The sequence below is a fragment of the Rhizobium sp. LCM 4573 genome (genome assembly GCF_001854865.1).
GTDB lineage: Bacteria > Pseudomonadota > Alphaproteobacteria > Rhizobiales > Rhizobiaceae > Neorhizobium.
The window spans coordinates 157,639-175,818 of sequence record NZ_MDDW01000029.1 but is presented as its reverse complement, the minus strand read 5'-3'; the positions used below and the strand labels follow the sequence as shown (position 1 = coordinate 175,818).

Here is an 18,180-nt window from a genome sequence, read left to right as displayed (position 1 = left end):
CTATCCCGAACGGACCTGGGAGAGTGCCCAAAGCGTATCCGCGCTGATGCCGACCGTGCCGCCACCGCCCGTGAGGATGCCTAGTGCCGGCGAGGTGGCCGTATTGTTCTCCAGGTCGTACATCATGGTGAAGCGCTTCACGAGCTTGTCGAGCTTTTCCGGATCTGAGAGATCCTCGAGATTGAGGTATTTCTCCACCACCTTCGCCTGGCGATCGACATCCATATTGCTGATTTCCGCCGGCAGGCTGAAGGTGACACGGAAGAATTCCAGGAGAGCGTCGTCGCCGATGATCACGTAAGGGTCGGAAATGCTGTCGGCCATGCGCTGGAAATAGAGCGCGAGGCGCACGCCGGCATTCTCCTCGCCCTGCTGGGTTTCCATAACCTGGCGCAGATAGGCGCTCTCGGTCGCCAGCACTTCGCCGGCATTCTGCACCTGGGCGGAGGCGGCCCTGCTGACATTGCCGTCCTTGTCGAAATTGAAACTGCCGACGATCTGGGCGAAGCGCTTGTCTTCAAGGGTGTTGACGAAGCTTTCCGGATCGTCGAGATCAGAGGTGAAGGCCTTCTTGAGGAAATCGTCCGTCACCGTTGTGGGATCGATGCCCTTGGCCGTCAGCAGGATATCCATCAGGCGCCGGTCCTTGAGGAGCTGGTCGCGATTGTCGAGCGCCTGCATGGCGGAGGTATAGTATTTGGATTCCTCCTCCGCCGTCTTCTTGGCCGCTTCCAGCGCCTCGCCCTCGAGGAAACGCGTCTTACGCAAGATATAATCCTTACCGACATTGGTAATGGTAGCGGTGGACTGCGCCAATGCAGGAGGAGTGACCTCGCCCTTGGCATTGAAGTTGAACGTTCTTGCCAGCGTCAGCAGGCGCTCATCCTTCAACTGATAGACATAGCTCTTCGGATCGGAAAGATCGCTGGTCAGAACCTTCTTGAGCTTGACCATCGAGATGGAGGCCGGGTCGATGCCGACGGCTTGCAAAGCAAAGGTATAGATCGCTTTCGTGCCCAGGAAATCATCGAGCGTTTTGACGGCCGCCATGCCTTGTTTGTAGAGGCTGTAGGCCTTGTCATGGGCCTCGTCCTGCTTGTCGTCGTAGCGACTGTAATAATTGCCGCGCACGGAGCTGAGCGCTTCCGGCTTCAGCGCCTGGCCGGCGGCCACGGTGCCGTCAGCCGCGAAGTTGAAGGCCTCGTAGAGCTCTTTGTATTGGGGGCGCGTCTTGGCGTATTCCTCCACGATGCCATTGTAATTCATCAGGATCTGCTCGATCGTGGACTTCACGATATAGGCTTCGTTCAGGTCGAAGGCCGCCCTGATGTAATCGTAGAGGATCGGATCGTTGACGATCTCGCTCACATTGGTAACGGTGGCGATCTTCTTCTCGAAATATTGCTGGTTGAAGATGGCCTCGGCATTGGTCTCGCGCGACTGCTTGCTGAAATAGCTGGCCAGGATCGATTCCAGCTTCTCCTCCGTCAGCGCACCTTCGGCCGGGGCGCTGCCGTCGGCGTTGAACTGAAAATCCTCTGCCAGCGCCTTCATCTTCTGCGCATAGGCGATTTGCGGGCCGAGGCTATTCATAAGGGTGGCGAGTTCGGCACGGCGAGCTGCGGTCTGCTCGACAGGCACCAGCTTGGCGTTTAGTTCTTCCAGGGTCTCGCGGTATCCATCGAGCCCTTGCTGCACGGAGACCAGCGCTTCCTCGATATCCGCCAGTTCCTTCCTCTTGGCGTCGAGCTTCGCCTGCGTCTCCTCCGGATCGACACCGGAATCGGGATCGCCCAGCTGCGCTTCGAGTTCGGCGATCTCCGCCTCCACATCGGCCTTGGCCTCCTGGCCTAATGCCAGCGATTCTTCCGCCTTCGGAATCTCTGCGATGATGGTCTGGCGGTTCTGAAGGTCCGCATCCTCCTGCTTCGCGGCATCGTACTGGGCCGGGTACTGTTCAAGCTTGGTTCCGAAAACCGTATTGTAATAGCCGTTCGGATCGTTCGGATCGCTGGTCAGCACGCCCTTGATGACCGAATAGTTGTAATAGGTTCCATCGATGCCATAGGTCGTGAACATGAAATTGCGCAGCCGATCGTTCTGCAGAAACTGATCGACATTCTTGACGTTTCCGGCCTCGCCCATCATCACCTTGAAATAGCGGGTCTCCTCGGAAACCGTATCCTCCACGGTCTTTATGGTCTGGTCGTAGAGCCCGATCAGATCGTCCATCTGCGCTGAGGATTGCGCCACCGCAGTACCGCCGGCTCCCCCGAAATTGAAGGCTGCGGCAAAATCCCGGTAACGCTCGTCGGCCAAGCGGTTGGCATAGCTGTTCGCGTCGCTCAAATCGCTTTCGAGGACCTTCTTCATGAAGGCCTTGGCGTAAATCATGTCCTCCAGGYCGTAGGCCGTCATGGCATAGGAGAACAGCCGGTAGTCGTTGACGAACTCGTCCACCGTTTTGATCTTGCCGATGTTGTCCTTGTAGTACTGGGAGTCTCGGGCAACGTCCGTCTGCTTTGCAACGCGCGAAAGGCTCTGCGGCAGGTTGCGCGTGACGAGATCGTAGCTGAGGTAGGTCGTTACCATGGACATGCCCTTCAGGTCGGAATGATGCCTCCGCAATCATCGACCATCAGCCTTGTCCGTAGCTTTTGAACCAATCCCGCGATGAAACGGTTCGGAGCGCATTCACCCTCTGGAAACCCAAAAGCTTAGGCGTTTCGCTAACCATCGGAGGCGGCAAACCTTCCTTAACCGCGATTTTTAAGCAGTCTCGAAGATGGGCACCCTATCTTGGCCCTCAGAGGACAAAAGTCYCGTGGAGAAGACCGGAAAACGGCTCTCAGGTAAAACAAGGGTAGCATACACAATGACCAATTCCGTTCTGAAGCCCTCATGGGCAGGGTCGACATTGAGGCTCGATCCGTCTCGCTTTCCGCAGCAGGTCACCTATGCCCTGCGCGAGACATCAGGAGATGTTGCGATCACCATCGACGAGCGTGGCGCCGTGCTGCGCAAGACGCTTCCCTCAAGCGGCCTGCCGCTTTCCTTCGCCCTGCCGGCGCGCGCCTTCAAGGGTGTGGCCGCCCGCGCCATCGACCATGGCGACGGCGAAGTGACGGTAACGCTCGAACTGCACCATGACGATCCGGATCTCTGCATTCCGCTGCTCGTCGCCCACGATCTGTGCGATATCGCCGCCGATTGGCGCAACTGGTCGGAAGCCTTCCGCATTCCCATGCTGATGGTGGAAGCCGACGGCGTCGCACGGCCGCTGGAAAACCATATCGGCCAGGTGCGCACTCAGGATATCCAGCCCCGCCGCCGCCATTCCTATTTCGCCGCCCGCCGGCCGCGCTTCCTGGTGCGCCGCTCGACAGGCAGCCTCGGCGTCGCGATGAAGATCGAAGGCAAGGAGATCATCGCGCGCCGCTGATCCACCGCCGACCGCGATTTAAGAAAAGCCCGGTTCATCGAGCCGGGCTTTTGCATATCACACAGTTTCTGGCTTGGCCTAGGCCACCAGAAGGGCCAGAACCAGACCGACGAAAAGAACGGCGCCGACCCAGAAATTGAATCTGAACAGTTTGAGGCACTGGTCCGGATTGTCGATGTCGAGAACCAGGATTTGCCAGGCGAACATGAGAGCGGCGACCAGCAGGCCGAGATAGGCAAGCAGACCGACGCCGACCGCAATGAAGGCGAGCAGCAGGAAGACAAGCGCTGCGCCATACAGCCCGATCAGCCAAGGCTTCGTTCTTTCTCCGAAAAGCCGAGCGGTCGAGCGGACCCCGATCAGCGCGTCGTCCTCCTTGTCCTGATGGGCGTAGATCGTATCGTAGCCGATCGTCCAGGCGATCGCGGCGATATAGAGCCAGATCGCCGCCATGGAGAGGCTGCCGAACATGCCGGCCCAGCCCATCAAGGCACCCCAGGAGAAGGCGAGACCGAGGAAGAATTGCGGCCAATCCGTAAACCGTTTTGCGAAGGGATAGATCGCCACCACGGCAAGCGACAGGATGCCGAGGAAAATCGCAAAGCCGTTGAACTGAATCAGCACAAGCAGGCCGACCAGCGCCTGCGCAGCCAGAAAGACCTTTGCCTCGAAACGGGTCACCCGGCCCGAAGGCAGCGGCCGCGAACGGGTGCGCGCCACTTCCATATCGATATCGTGATCGACAAGATCGTTATAGGTGCAGCCCGCTCCGCGCATGGCGACCGCGCCGATGAAGAAGAGAACCAGGTGGAAGATGAACAGCGGGAGCGAGAATCTGCCCTCGGCCGCCGCGGCATTGGCGGCAAGCGCCGAAGACCAGAAGCAGGGCCAGAGCAGAAGCTGCCAGCCGATCGGCCGATCCCAGCGCGCGAGCTGCGCATAAGGCCAAGCCGGGCGCGGCAGCACCCGGTAGACCCAGTTGTCCGAGGGCGCGTCGAAAACGCGCCCGTTGAGATCGTCAGTGTTGGTCATTGGCGGGTTCTACTCCCCGGTCCACGAACCGGTCAAGCAGGACCTCCTCAGTGCATGATGCCCCCTCACCCGCCTCCGCTTCGCTCGGCGACCGCAAGGGGAGAGGCGAAACCGAAGCTTCGCGGCATACTCCTATCTTCTCCCCTCGGGGAGAGGATGCCCGAAGGGCAGATGAGGGGTGGCGTCCATATGCCAGCGCCCTTGGGATCTCAGACCGCGRTCTTGTCCAGCGGAAGGCGCTGCTCTTCGAAAGCCTTCAGTTCGGCCTCGCGCTCGTAGATGTAGTTCCGGTTGTCCGGAACCGCCATCCGCTGCTTGACGATCTGCATCTGGAAAATGAAGAACTTCTCGTGCGTGAAAGCCATTTCCGAGCCAGCCAGATAGAACTCCCACATGCGTACGAAACGCTCGTCATAAAGCGCCGCGGCCTCGGCCTTGCGGGCCATGAAGCGTTGGCGCCAATGGCGCAGCGTATGGGCATAGTGCATCGGCAGGATTTCGATATCCGATACCAGGAGACCCGCCTTCTCGATCGCCGGCATCACCTCACTGATCGCAGGGATATAGCCGCCAGGGAAGATGTACTTCTCGATCCACGGATTGGTGATGAGCGCCGGGCGGGGCTGGCCGATCGAATGCAGCACCATGACGCCGTCATCGGCGAGCACGTCGTTCACCTTGTTGAAGAACTTGCGATAGTTCAGCCGGCCCACGTGCTCGAACATGCCGACGGAGACGATGCGGTCGTACTGCCTCTGCGGCGGCAGGTAATAATAATCCTGCAGCTCGAAACGGACGCTATTGGCAAGCCCGCGCTTGGCCGCCCGCTCGCGCGAAATCTTGAGCTGTTCCTTGCTGAGCGTGATGCCGGTGACATCGACTCCCGAGGACTCGGCGAGATACATGGCCATGYCGCCCCAGCCGGAGCCGATCTCCAGCGCCCGCTGGCCGGGTTCGGCCTGAAGCTTCGCCACGATATGGCGCTTCTTGRCAAGCTGCGCTTCATCGAGCGAAATGCCCGGTGGATTGAAATAGGCGCAGGAATATTGCCAGTCCTCATCGAGGAACAGCGAGAAGAGCTTTTCACTCAGATCGTAGTGATGGGCGACGTTGCGCTGATTGTGATTGATCGGCACGCGATTGCGGAACTGGGAAGCCGCGATGCGGGCAAGCCCGCGCCACATCATGCCGAAGGACAGGCCCTCGCTCAGCGTGTTGTCCTTGACGAGCGCCATGAGCTCGTAGATGTCGCCTTCCTCGACGATCATCCGGCCTTCCATGTAAAGCTCGCCGAGCTTCAACTGAGGGTCGGCCGCTAGCTCCCGCTCGGCCTCGTCATCGGTGAAGCGAAGACCGACGGTCCTTCCCCCTCCTCCGCCAAATCGCTGTTCTCCCCCTGGGCCTTTCACGGTCAGGGTGCCAATTTTGATGATCCTGTCGAGGAGTTTGCGAAGGGACGAGGCCATAGACTCACCTCCAAAATGCTAAGGCTGCCTTATCAATTTCGGAAAGCTATTCCTTTCCGCCAAACTTTCAAGCGGATTTTTGCCATCAAAATGACACAGAAAATCCAACCGTCAAACATGGTTTGACGGTTGGATTTTCCAAGGGGTGGGGCGAATTTTTATCGGCGTTTCAAGGCTTCGGCGAGCGCCGCGCCGAACGCGCCCTGGGCGGCCGGCTTCTCGGTATTCGTGAATTTCGGATTGGCGGGCCGGCTGTTGCGATCGCCACGCTGGGCCGGAACAGGCTCACCCCCATCCTTGCGCATGGTGAGGCCGATTCGCTTGCGCTTCACGTCCACCTCGACAACCCGCACCTTCACGACGTCGCCCGCCTTCACGACCTCATGCGGGTCCTTCACGAAGCGGTCCGCAAGCTGGGATACGTGAACCAGTCCGTCCTGATGCACGCCGATATCCACGAAGGCGCCGAAGGCCGCGACATTCGTCACCGTGCCTTCGAGCATCATGCCGGGCTTCAGGTCCTCGATCTCATTGACGCCCTCGGCGAAGGTCGCCGTCTTGAAGCTCGGACGCGGGTCGCGGCCCGGTTTTTCGAGTTCTGCGATGATATCCTTCACCGTCGGCAGGCCGAAAGTCTCGTCGATGAACCGGCGGGGATCGAGGGCCTTCAGCGCCGCGCTGTCGCCCATCAGCGAGCGCAGATCGCGGCCGCAGGCGGCGACGATCTTCTTGGCCACCCCATAGGCTTCCGGATGGACGGCCGAGGCATCGAGCGGCTCCTTGCCGTTCGGGATGCGCAGGAAGCCCGCCGCCTGCTCGAAGGTGCGATTGCCGAGACGGGCGACCTTCAGCAGTTCCTTGCGGCTTTCGAATGGACCGTTTGTGTCGCGATGGATGACGATCGCATCCGCGATCGAGCGGCTGAGGCCGGAAACGCGTGCGAGCAGCGGCGCGGACGCCGTGTTGAGATCGACGCCGACGGCGTTCACCGCGTCTTCCACCACCGCATCGAGCGAACGGGAGAGCTTTCCCTGGTCGACATCGTGCTGGTATTGGCCGACGCCGATCGACTTCGGCTCGATCTTCACCAGTTCGGCGAGCGGGTCCTGCAGGCGCCGCGCGATGGAGACGGCGCCGCGCAGGGAGACGTCGAGATTGGGGAATTCGGCGGCGGCGGTTTCGGAGGCCGAATAGACCGAGGCCCCGGCTTCCGAAACAATAACCTTCGTGGGCTTATTTCCCGAGGGGGGAGCCGGCAGAGCGGCCAGCATGTCGGCCACCAGCTTTTCCGTCTCGCGGCTGCCGGTGCCGTTGCCGATCGCGATCAACTCCACCTTGTGCTTGCGGATGAGCGCGGCAAGCTCCGCCTGGGTGCCGCGGGTATCGTTCTTCGGCGGRAAGGGATAGACCGTCGTGGTCTCGACAAGCTTGCCGGTGCCGTCCACCACCGCGACCTTGACACCGGTGCGGATGCCGGGATCGAGACCCATGGTGGCGCGCGAGCCGGCGGGGGCTGCCAGAAGCAGGTCTTTCAGGTTGCGGGCGAAGACATGGATCGCCTCTTCCTCTGCCTTTTCGCGCATCTCCCGCATCAGGTCGAGCGACAGCGACACGGAGAGCTTGACGCGCCAGGTCCAGCCAGCGGCCTCCATCAGCCACCGATCGGCAGCACCCTTGTCTGCAATCTTGAAAGCAGCGGCAATGATGCGCTGGGCAGGCTTCACCGGCGAGGGATCGTCCTGATCCACTTCGATGGTGACCGTCAGGACCTCCTCGTTCCAGCCGCGCAGCATGGCGAGCGCACGATGGCTCGGAACGTTCGCCCAGCGTTCCGAATGGTCGAAATAATCGGCGAACTTGGCACCCTGCTCCTGTTTGCCATCGACCACCTTCGCCCTAAGGACGGCCCGCTCGCGCATATGCTGCCGCAGGCGGCCGAGCAGATCGGCATTTTCCGAAATCGTCTCGGCGACGATGTCGCGGGCGCCATCAAGCGCAGTCTTCACGTCGGGCACGTCGGCGCCGACATAGGCTTCCGCGAGCTTTGCGGGATCGGCCGCGCGGTCTGCCCAGATCGCCTCCGCCAAAGGACCGAGGCCCCGTTCGCGGGCGATCTCGGCGCGGGTGCGGCGCTTCGGTTTATAAGGCAGATAGAGATCTTCCAGCTCCGCCTTGGTTGCGGCCCTGGCGATCTTGCCGGCAAGCTCGTCCGACATCTTACCCTGGGAGGTGATCGACTCGACGATCGTGGCGCGGCGGGCCTCGAGTTCGCGCAGATAGACGAGCCGCTCCGAGAGCGTGCGCAGCTGCGTATCATCCAAACCGCCGGTCACTTCCTTGCGGTAGCGGGCGATGAAGGGGACCGTCGCACCCTCGTCGATCAGTCCGATCGCGGCAGCGGCCTGCTCCGGTCGGGCGTTGATCTCCGCGGCGATCGCGGCGGCAAGGAGGCGGGTGTCGGCGGCCATATGGTCTCTCACTTTCAAATCGAAGGCGAGACCATAGTGAAAGTTTAAGGCAAGGCAATGTGGCCGCTCATAAGCTCCACATTTTTGCCTGCCCCTCATCCCGCTGGAAGAGGGGCGAGATCGCGCGCATTTCACTTGACCTTTACCGCCCCTCCCCTTAACCGCCGGTCAGGAACAGGAAGGGGCGAAACATGAAGGTTCTGCTGATCGGTTCGGGTGGACGCGAGCATGCGCTCGCCTGGAAGCTTGCCCAATCGCCGCTGCTGACGGAGTTCTACTGCGCGCCGGGCAATCCCGGCATTGCCGAACATGCCGAGCTCGTCTCCCTGAATATCGAGGATCACGCCGCCGTCGCCGCCTTCTGCGCCGACAAGGCCATCGAATTCGTCGTCATCGGGCCCGAAGCGCCGCTGGTCGACGGCCTGGCCGATAGCCTGAGGGCGAAGGGCATCGCCGTATTCGGCCCTTCCGCCGCCGCCGCGCAGCTCGAAGGCTCGAAAGGCTTCACCAAGGATCTTTGCGCCCGCTACGACATCCCGACCGGCGCCTATCGCCGCTTCACCGATGCCACCGCCGCCCGCGCCTATGTGGAGGAACAGGGCGCGCCGATCGTCGTGAAGGCGGACGGACTTGCCGCCGGCAAGGGCGTCACCGTCGCCATGACGGTCGACGAGGCGCTCGCCGCGATCGACGACTGCTTCGAGGGTGCCTTCGGCGCGGCCGGCGCGGAAGTGGTGGTGGAAGCCTATCTCGACGGCGAGGAGGCAAGCTTCTTCTGCCTTTCCGACGGGAAAACAGCTCTGGCGCTCGCCACCGCCCAGGACCACAAGCGCGTCGGCGACGGCGACACCGGACCCAATACCGGCGGCATGGGCGCCTATTCCCCTGCCCCGGTGATGACGCCCGACATGGTCGACCGCACCATGAAGGAAATCATCGAGCCCACAATCCGCGGCATGGCGGAAAGCGGCCATCCCTTCACCGGCGTCTTCTTCGCCGGGCTGATGATTACGGCCAAGGGGCCGGAACTCATCGAATACAATGTCCGTTTCGGCGATCCGGAATGCCAGGTGCTGATGATGCGGCTGAAGAGCGATCTGCTGCCGCTGCTTCATGCGGCCGCGACCGGTACGCTGGACAAGGTTTCTGCCGAATGGAGCGACGACGTGGCGCTGACCGTGGTGATGGCCTCCAAGGGCTATCCCGGTTCCTACGACAAGGGTACGCCGATCGCCGAACTTCCGCAGACCCGGGAAGGCGAGAAGATCTTCCACGCGGGAACGGCACTGAAAGACGGCGCGCTTGTCGCGACCGGCGGGCGCGTGCTCAACGTGACCGCCACCGGCAAGAGCGTGGCGGAAGCCCAGGCGCACGCCTACATGCTGGTGGAGCATGTAGGCTGGGAGAACGGCTTTTGCCGCCGCGATATCGGCTGGCGGGCGATCGCGCGCGAACAGCAGTAATCCCACGCGGATTCATTCAAAATTTACCGTTTCTCCTGACCGGATCGAAACGAAGCGACGCTATTCCTTTTCGGTGAAAAGGGGAGTTGCGTCATGCGTCGTCTCATTCTGTCCATGGCCCTGGTGTTTGCCGGCGACACGGCCTTCGCGTCCTCGATCACGCCGCTTGCCGACACTCAAAACGGCAATGGCAGCATCGTGATGAAATCCTGTCCCGACTGCCCGCCCCCGCCTGCCAAGCAGGAAAGCACCGATTACCGCGTGCCGCGGCTCGAACCCGGAACGCAGAAGACCGCCATCATCGAGATCAACGGCGAACGGAAGATCGCCCGCACCGAAGCCTGGCTCGGCGGCTCGCCCGTGGTCCATGTGCGCAAGATGCCGGAATGGATGGAAAGYGGCTCCCATTCCGTGGCCAAGGTGAACCTGCTCGACGGGCTCTCGACCGAGGCGGCGATCGCCACCGCGGACTTGCCTTCGGACGGGATAGACCTTGCGACGATGACCAGCGCCGTCGATGCGCAAGAGACCACCGAGCCAGCGCTGCTCGAGCTTGCCGGTTTTACGCTTCGCCCCCGCCTCGACTGAGGCAGAATACTCACGGAGTGCATTTGACCGGCCCGGTTCCCGGCGCAGGGGGAACGTACGGCAGCCGAGACAATCCCATAAAATTTTATGGGTCTTCTCCGGCAAGCGGCGAAGAATATTAAATTTTTCTCAAACGTTCGGCTGCACTTTGYCGCCAGGTGCGATGACGCACACGATCGGCGCAGGATGCGCCTCCCCCGACAAGATCCGCATCGCACCGGCCGCTTCCTGGCGGAAGCTTCCGGCCGCCTGAACATTGAGTAGAAAATGAAAAATCTGAAGATATCCTACCAGCTGTTGGCCCTGGTGGCCGTGCTGATGGTGGCCTTCGCCACCGTGACCTATTACCAGGTCCGCTCCTCGATCGCCTCGATCTATGCCGAGCGTTACGAGATGCTCGAGAACCAGGTCGAATCCGCCGTCTCGATCATGCAATACTACTACGAGCAGGAGCAGGCGGGCACGCTGACCCGCGAAGACGCCCAGAAGTTCGCCTATGCCAATGTGGCGGCCATCAAGTTCGAGCCGGCCGGCTATATCTTCGGCATGAGCTACGACATGGTCACCATCTTTCATTTCAACCCGAAAACCGTTGGCGTGCAGCAGAAGGGTCAGCCCGACAAGATGGGGAACCTGTTCCGCGAGGAACTGGTCGCCAAGGGTCGCGCGGGCGGCGGCATCACCGAATACTACTGGGAAAAGCCCGGCACACCGGCTGATGAAGTCTATAAAAAGGCGGTCTATTCGATCGACTTCAAGCCCTGGGAAGTCGTGGTCGCCACCGGCGTCTACACCGACGACCTCGACGCCAAGGTGAACAACACGATCATGGAAGTGGTCGGTACCGGCATCATCGCCTTCCTCGTGGCGCTCGGCGTCGCGGCCATCGTCATCCGCAACATCACCAGGCCGCTCGCGGCAGTTCATACCGCTCTCGAAGCGGTAGCGGACGAGAACGTCTCGATCGCCATCCCGCACACCGAAATGTCGAACGAAATCGGCCTGATGGCGAAGGCGACACAGGCGCTGCAGGAAAAGGTTCGCGAGCGCCACGCCATGGCCGAGCGGCAGGTAAAGCAGCAGCAGGAACTCGACCGCGAGCGGCAGCAGAACGCCGACATGCAGCAGGAGGAGGCGCAGCTTCAGGCCCGCGTCGTTTCGACGATCGGCGATGCGCTGGCCGATCTCGCCGGTGGCGACCTGACGGTCCGCTGCGGCGATCTCGGCGCCCGCTACGCCTCGCTGCGCACGAACTTCAACGAAGCGCTTGGCCATCTGGAAGCCGCCATGGCGAAGGTGAATTCCAAAAGCGTCGATATCGGCGGTTCCAAGGAGGAAATCCGCCGGGCTTCCGCCGAGCTTTCACAGCGGACGGAGCGGCAGGCCGCGAACCTCGAAGAAACCTCCGCTGCGCTCGACGAACTGGCGGTTGCGGTGCGCCAGACCGCCGAGGGCGCGCATGAAGCCGCCCAGCGGGTGACTTCCGTCAGCAGCGAAGCCAGCCGCTCCGACCAGATCGTCACCCAGGCGATCGACGCCATGGGCGCGATCGAACACTCCTCGGACGAGATATCCAAGATCATCGGCGTCATTGACGACATCGCCTTCCAGACCAACCTGCTGGCGCTCAACGCCGGCGTGGAAGCGGCGCGCGCCGGTGAATCCGGCAAGGGCTTCGCGGTGGTCGCTCAAGAGGTCCGCGAGCTAGCCCAGCGCTCGGCGGCTGCGGCAAAGGAGATCAAGGACCAGATCTCCCGCTCTTCCGGCCAGGTACAGAACGGCGTGCGGCTGGTGGGCGAGGCCGGCGAGGCGCTGAAGCGCATCTCCGATCAGGTGAAGGCTGCAAGCGACATCGTCAGCAAGATCGCCCATTCGGCTTCCGAACAGGATACGACGCTGCGTTCCATCGCCTCCTCGCTGAACCAGCTCGACGCTGCGACCCAGCACAATGCGGCAATGGCGGAAGAGACAACGGCGTCCGCCGAGGCTCTCGCCGTCGATACCGAAGAGCTTATCGGTCTCATCAGCGGCTTCCGGGTCAATGGTTCCGGTTCGGCTTCGAGCGGGCTGCAGCAAATGGCGCAGCGGATGCGCATGGCGGGCTGAGCAGCCGCCTTCAGTCAAAACAAAACCGCCGGGAAGGACCCGGCGGTTTTTTGTTATCACGAAACGATTTTCGAGAAATCCGCGACCGTGCCGGTCGCCTCGCGGATCGCCTTCAAAAGCGCCAGGCGATTGGCGCGGATCGCCGCATCCTCGTCGTTGACGAGAACATCATCGAAGAACTTGTCGACTGGCGCGCGCAGCTTCGACAGCGCTTCCATGGCCGAGCGGAAATCCTCTTTGGCGATTGCCTCGGATGCTTCCTTCGAAGCCGTCCGGATGGCGGCCCAGAGGGCCTTTTCCGCATCCAGCTTCAACAGTTCTTCCGAAACGCTATCGGCGACGACCGTGCCCTTCTTCTCCTCGGCGGCCAGAAGCTGAACCGCGCGCTTGGTGCCGGCGAGCAGGTTCTTGCCGTCCTCGGAGGTGATGAAGGCGGTGAGCGCTTCGGCGCGGCGGGCGACCATGAGAAGGTCGTCTGCGTCCGGCGTCAGCACCGCGTCGATGATGTCATGCCGTGCGCCCATATCGCGCAGATAGACTTTCAAACGGTCGTGGAAGAAGGCGAGGAGATCGGCGTCCTTTGTGATAGCGAGAAGCGGCAACCGCACCTTTCGCTCCAGCAGAATCCTCACTACGCCCAAGGCAGCGCGGCGGAGCGCGAACGGGTCCTTGGAGCCGGTAGGCTTTTCATCGATCGCCCAGAAACCGACGAGCGTATCGAGCTTATCCGCCAGCGCGACGGCGATCGCCACCTTGTCATCCGGGACGCGGTCGGAAGGGCCCTGCGGCTTGTAATGATCCTCGATGGCCGCGGCGACCGAGGCGTTTTCGCCTTGCAAGGCAGCGTAGCGGCGGCCCATCAGGCCTTGAAGCTCCGGAAACTCACCGACCGCTTCGGTGCGCAGGTCCGCCTTGGCGAGCACGGCGGCGCGATCGACCAGTGCGAGATCAGCGCCGACGATGGGAGCCAGCTCCCGTGCCAATGCACGAATGCGTGCAACGCRCTCGCCCTGCGTGCCGAGCTTGGCGTGGAAGGTGACGTTCAGCGCGTCGAGCTTGGCCATGCGCTGGTCGAGCGGCCTTGCAAGATCGAGGCCGAACTTCTCGGCAGAATCCTTCAGCGTCTCCAGGTCCGGCAGATCGCTCTGGTCGCGGGTCCAGAAATGCTTGGCATCCGAAAGGCGCGCGCGCACCACCTTGCCATTGCCGTGGATGATCTCCTTGCCGCCATCCCTGGCGTCGATGTTCGAGATAAGGATGAAGCGGTTGGAAAGGCCCTCGCCACCCTGCGGGCGGCAGACGAAGCATTTCTGATTGGTCTTGATCGTAAGCCGGATGATTTCCGACGGGATTTCGAGATATTCCTTCTCAAACTCACCCATCAGCACATGCGGCCATTCGACGAGACCCGAAACCTCTTCCAGCAGGCCTTCGTCTTCCACCAGTTCCAGGCCATTTGCGAAGGCGATGTCGCGCGCGTCGTGCAGGATCACGTCCTTGCGGCGCTCGGCATCGAGCATGACCTTGGCCTTTTCCAGGCTCGTAGCATAGTCCTCGAAGCGGCGCACGGTGATCGCGCCCGGCGCATGGAAACGGTGCCCGTAGGTGACGTTGCCCGCGACGATCCCGTCGATCTCGAAGGGAATGACCTGGGTTTCCTCATGCTCGGGGCCGAAGACGCAGACGATCGACTGCAGCGGGCGCACCCAGCGCAGGCTTTCCGAACCCTTGCCCTCGATACCGCCGAAGCGCGCGCCCTTCGGCATGGAAGCCGCGCCCCAGCGCATGGATTTCGGCCAGGGGAAATTGCGGATGATGCCGGGCATGACATCGGCAATGATCTCTTCCGCGGCGCGGCCGGGCTTCGAAATCACCGCGACATAGAAATCGCCCTTCTTCGGATCGCTGACGACCTGCGCCTCGGAAACCGAGGAGAGGCCCGCGCCGCGCAGAAAGCCTTCGATCGCCTTTTCCGGCGCGTCGGTGCGCGGTCCCTTGCGCTCCTCGCGCTGGTCGGCGGAGCGGGCGGTTAGGCCCCGGATATCCAGCGTCAGGCGGCGGGGGGTCCAGTATTCGCGCGCGCCCTCATAGGTCAAACCCGCTTCCACCAGCGCGTCTGTGACGAGCTTTTTCAGGTCTCCAGCAGCCTTGCGCTGCATGCGAGCCGGGATTTCTTCGGAACGAAGCTCTAGGAGTAGGTCGGGCATGGACGATCAACTTCTGTGTGAATTTCACGAGAAAGGAGTAATTGGCGAGCATCTAGCAAGCCGAACGGCAAAAGTCACCCGCAAACGGTGGCCCCTCAAGGGGGAGGTGAGTCACCACCCGCCACCACCGCCGCCGCCGCCTCCGCCGCCGGAGAAACCGCCACCGCCGAAGCCGGAGGAGGACGACGAGGGTTGGGGCGTGGGGATGGTGGAAGCGATCGTATCCGCCATGGAGGACGAGAAGCCGCCGATGCGTTCGCCGAAATTGCCGACGGAGTGCCCGCTATACCAGGTCGGGGCATAGGCAGCCGCAGCCGCTCCGGCCGCCGCCGTGGCGAGCCAGGTTTCGAAGGCGTGGCTCCACGGCTTTTCCACCTCGAGCGCCACCGCATAGGGCAGAAGCGTCTCGAAATGCTGCGGCGACATCTGCGGCGCGCCGGCCATGTTCATGCGGTCCTTCTCGGCAAGCGTCAGATAGGTGCGCAAGCCTTCGATACCGTCCATCATCTTGCGCCCGAGCGGCGTCGGCGCGCCCATCAGAAAGAAGAAGATCACGTTCAGGAGGACGATGCCGCCGACCGCCACGAGGATCGGCCAATGGTCGCTGCCAGTCAGATCCGCGGCCAGCCCGACGACGATACCCGAAAGCGTGGAGATCGCCACGAAGCCGAAGAAGCCCAGCATCAGGATCATCATGAATTTGGAGAAGAGCGAGGCCCTGCGCCGCAGCGACCTGCCGATATTCACCGCGAACAGACCGAAGAACACCGCGAAGAAGGCGGGAATTATGAGAACTGCGATCATATCCGGATCGAGATTGCCGAAGACAAGCATGGCGCCGAGAACGAGCAGGCTCAACGCAATGCCGCCGATCACATAGCCGGTGTTCGAACGGTAGTATTTGCCGCGGTGCTCTCTTTCCATGGCGCGGCGGAAGCTCGCCCCGACCGTCTGCACCCGGCTGCCGTTCGCCTTGTCGATCACCAGCGCATCACCCGGCCCGCCGACGGCCCGCAGGAGCGCCGCCTGGCCTACCGGAAGGGCCTTTTCCTCGCGCTTGTCCGTACGGCGGATGGTGATGGATTTATCCAGATCCTCCAACGTGACATGGCCCTTTACGGCAAGGTCGAGAGCGCTTGCGGAAAGCGCCGTCCAGCCCGCACCGGAAAAGCCTTTGTTGTCGATGTAGTTGACGAGCGCGGGGGAGATGCCGTCCGGCGCATCCCAGCGCGGCACCATGACGCCGCGCGGCGGATCGCGGCCGACGGCAAGCCAGCTTCGGCCGTAATAGAGCGCCACCAGAACGAGCCCGCCGAAACCGATCAACAGAGCCATATTGTCGCGAAGCCACCAGGCTCGCTGCTGATCGGCGGACGGAGCCGCGATCACACCCTTCGGAATGCCGACGACGACGGTGAGGCCTTCCTGGCGGCCGAGCGTTCTCGTGGTGGCGAAAACGGCCGTATTGCCGTTGCTCGATGCGTCGGCATTGCGGTCCCTTGCTCCGAAAGCTCCGGTGAAGGCTGCCGTTTGGGTAACACGCGCGCCTTCCGGCAACGTCACGCGCGCCGAGGCATTGGCGATGCGGAACTGCCAGCCATTGCCGGTGACGTTCCAATAAAGCTCGTCATGATCTTCGAAGAAGCGGATCTGCCGGTCGGTCGTGTAGGTGATGACGTAGGTGTGCTCGCCATAACCGAGCAGCACATCCTGTGAGCCGGCGATGATGCGGGTGCCGCCGGTGACGGATTCGGTCTGCCAGGGCTCCGGCCGGMCGTCACGGGTGACGGAGACGACCTCGAAGCCGACGCGCACCGTGCGGCCTCTCGCATCCTGCATGGTCCGCGGAAAATCGCGGAAGATGCCGCGGCGAATGTTCCGGCCTTCCGTATTCACCGTAATGGTTTCGACAACCGTCAGCTCGCCATCCGGCGCCACCCGGATCTCCGAGTGATAGGAACGGATATATTCCTCCGCGGCAGCCGGCAAAGCGAACGCCGCGAGGAAGATTAGGACCAGGGCGCCGAAGCCGGAGAACCACCGCATCACGACCATTCTCCCCTTCCCCGCTCCCGCGTCTCTTGCGAACCGTTATGCGTCTTCTTCGTAAGCCACCCCGAGCGAGGCCAGCACAGCCCAATAGGCCGGAAAGGTCTTCGCTACGCAATCGGGATCGAGAATGGTGATGCCCTCGATCTTCAGGCCCGCGAGAGCGAAGCTCATGGCGATACGGTGATCCGCGAAGGTATCGATATCGGCCGGCAGCACCTGGCCGGCGAGCGCCGGGTCGGAGGCGACGATGAGATCGTCCCCCTCCTCTGTAGCAAGGCCTTCCCGGATGTTGTTCAGCCCGGTCGAAAGCGCACGCACGCGGTCGCATTCCTTGACGCGCAGGTTGGCGATGCCCGCAAAGCGCACCGGGGTCTCGTTGAAGGCTGCGAGCACGGCGAGCGTCGGCACGGCGTCCTGCATCTGCGAGCCGTCGATCTTGGCCGGCATATGTGGGAACTTCGCGATCAGCTCGTAGGCCTTGGCATCGGGCTGCGTGAAATCGGCGGCGGGCGTCCCGAGATCGATCCTGCCGCCGGTCAGTACTTCCGCCGCCCAGAGATAGGTCGCGGCCGAGGCATCCGGCTCGATATGGAAATCGGCGGCGCGGTAGCCGGTCGGTTCCACCTGCCAGGTGACGGGGCTGGTGCGCTCCACCTTGGCGCCGAAGGCGCGCATGGCGGCAACCGTGAGATCGATATAGCCGAGCGCGCCGATATGCTCGCCGAGCAGTTCCACGACGACGGGACGGGTGCCGCCCGCCGCCATCATGAGAAGTGCGGAGACATATTGGCTGGAAAGGCCGCCGTCGATCCGCACCCGATCTGCCTCAAAGCCGCCCTTGCCGTTGATCGTCACCGGCGGGCAGCCGGTCTCGGTCGAGGCATCGATACCGAGCGAACGCAGCGCATCGACCAGTGGGCCGATCGGCCGCTTGCGCATGTGCTCGTCGCCATCCACCACCACCCTGCCATCGACGAGCGCCGCGGCGGCTGTCAGGAAGCGGGTCGCGGTGCCTGCATTGCCGAGAAAGAGCGCTGCCGACGGTGGCTGAAGCTTGCCGGAGCCGGTGACGACGAAGGTCGTCGCGTCGGGCTCTTCCACCTTCACGCCCATCGCCCGAAGCGCCTCCGCCATATAGCGCGTATCGTCGCTCTTCAGCGCGCCGGTGAGCCGGCTCGTACCCTTGGCAAGGCCTGCCAGAAGCAGCGCGCGGTTGGTGATCGATTTCGAACCGGGAGGGGCAGCGCGGCCGATCAGCGGCTTGCGGGAGGGGATTATCTTGAGTTTGGCTCTGGCCATGATGTCTGTCTCTTCCGTCGCTCGCGCAGTCGATCAAAGGGCGCGAGCCCGCTCATA

Annotated in this window: 11 protein-coding genes; 4 read left to right on the top strand and 7 right to left on the bottom strand. The window is 62.4% G+C overall.

Features of this window, described 5'->3' with window-relative positions:
* The gene (locus tag LCM4573_RS25350; RefSeq protein WP_071009576.1) at positions 1-2,592 is read right to left on the bottom strand and encodes a DUF1217 domain-containing protein; all 2,592 of its coding nucleotides are present in this window, start codon (positions 2,590-2,592) and stop codon (positions 1-3) included.
* A gap of 283 nt (positions 2,593-2,875) precedes the next feature.
* On the opposite strand from LCM4573_RS25350, the gene LCM4573_RS25345 reads away from it, so the two are divergent.
* Positions 2,876-3,442 carry a DUF6101 family protein gene (locus LCM4573_RS25345; protein ID WP_071009372.1) on the top strand — a complete coding sequence of 189 codons (567 nt, stop codon included), beginning with the start codon at positions 2,876-2,878 and terminating at the stop codon, positions 3,440-3,442.
* Between the two features lie 78 nt (positions 3,443-3,520).
* Here the strand turns inward: LCM4573_RS25345 and ubiA are convergent, their stop codons facing one another.
* The 3 genes from ubiA to LCM4573_RS25330 all read right to left on the bottom strand — a co-directional run bounded on the left by ubiA (position 3,521) and on the right by LCM4573_RS25330 (position 8,408).
* On the bottom strand, positions 3,521-4,474 hold the full coding sequence (ubiA, locus tag LCM4573_RS25340) for a 4-hydroxybenzoate octaprenyltransferase (RefSeq protein WP_071009371.1): 954 nt from the start codon (positions 4,472-4,474) through the stop codon (positions 3,521-3,523).
* Positions 4,475-4,683: 209 nt separating this feature from the next.
* A complete protein-coding gene (locus tag LCM4573_RS25335; protein ID WP_071009370.1) occupies positions 4,684-5,940 on the bottom strand; it encodes a cyclopropane-fatty-acyl-phospholipid synthase family protein in 1,257 nt (418 codons plus the stop codon).
* 158 nt (positions 5,941-6,098) lie between these two features.
* Entirely contained in the window at positions 6,099-8,408 is a 2,310-nt protein-coding gene (locus LCM4573_RS25330) for a Tex family protein (protein WP_071009369.1), read from the bottom strand.
* A 191-nt stretch (positions 8,409-8,599) separates the two neighbouring features.
* On the opposite strand from LCM4573_RS25330, the gene purD reads away from it, so the two are divergent.
* From purD to LCM4573_RS25315, 3 genes are all read left to right on the top strand, one after another.
* Positions 8,600-9,871: a phosphoribosylamine--glycine ligase gene (purD, locus tag LCM4573_RS25325; protein ID WP_071009368.1), complete on the top strand. Its 1,272-nt coding sequence runs from the start codon at positions 8,600-8,602 to the stop codon at positions 9,869-9,871.
* A gap of 93 nt (positions 9,872-9,964) precedes the next feature.
* Positions 9,965-10,459: a plant virulence effector HPE1-like domain-containing protein gene (locus tag LCM4573_RS25320; RefSeq protein ID WP_071009367.1), complete on the top strand. Its 495-nt coding sequence runs from the start codon at positions 9,965-9,967 to the stop codon at positions 10,457-10,459.
* 267 nt (positions 10,460-10,726) lie between these two features.
* The gene (locus tag LCM4573_RS25315; protein WP_071009366.1) at positions 10,727-12,565 is read left to right on the top strand and encodes a methyl-accepting chemotaxis protein; all 1,839 of its coding nucleotides are present in this window, start codon (positions 10,727-10,729) and stop codon (positions 12,563-12,565) included.
* Between the two features lie 56 nt (positions 12,566-12,621).
* Here LCM4573_RS25315 and glyS read toward each other — a convergent pair whose 3' ends face one another.
* The 3 genes from glyS to LCM4573_RS25300 all read right to left on the bottom strand — a co-directional run bounded on the left by glyS (position 12,622) and on the right by LCM4573_RS25300 (position 18,123).
* Positions 12,622-14,772: a glycine--tRNA ligase subunit beta gene (gene glyS, locus LCM4573_RS25310; RefSeq protein WP_071009365.1), complete on the bottom strand. Its 2,151-nt coding sequence runs from the start codon at positions 14,770-14,772 to the stop codon at positions 12,622-12,624.
* A gap of 111 nt (positions 14,773-14,883) precedes the next feature.
* Entirely contained in the window at positions 14,884-16,821 is a 1,938-nt protein-coding gene (locus LCM4573_RS25305) for a DUF2207 domain-containing protein (protein WP_407071770.1), read from the bottom strand.
* A 42-nt stretch (positions 16,822-16,863) separates the two neighbouring features.
* Positions 16,864-18,123: a 3-phosphoshikimate 1-carboxyvinyltransferase gene (locus LCM4573_RS25300; protein WP_071009364.1), complete on the bottom strand. Its 1,260-nt coding sequence runs from the start codon at positions 18,121-18,123 to the stop codon at positions 16,864-16,866.
* Between the last annotated feature and the right edge of the window lie 57 nt (positions 18,124-18,180).

Bases quoted from the DNA above. Each gene is read 5' to 3' on its own strand.
- ubiA (WP_071009371.1), bottom strand. From the start codon at position 4,474: ATGACCAACACTGACGATCTCAACGGGCGCGTTTTCGACGCGCCCTCG.
- LCM4573_RS25345 (WP_071009372.1), top strand. From the start codon at position 2,876: ATGACCAATTCCGTTCTGAAGCCCTCATGGGCAGGGTCGACATTGAGG.
- purD (WP_071009368.1), top strand. From the start codon at position 8,600: ATGAAGGTTCTGCTGATCGGTTCGGGTGGACGCGAGCATGCGCTCGCC.
- LCM4573_RS25300 (WP_071009364.1), bottom strand. From the start codon at position 18,123: ATGGCCAGAGCCAAACTCAAGATAATCCCCTCCCGCAAGCCGCTGATC.
- LCM4573_RS25315 (WP_071009366.1), top strand. From the start codon at position 10,727: ATGAAAAATCTGAAGATATCCTACCAGCTGTTGGCCCTGGTGGCCGTG.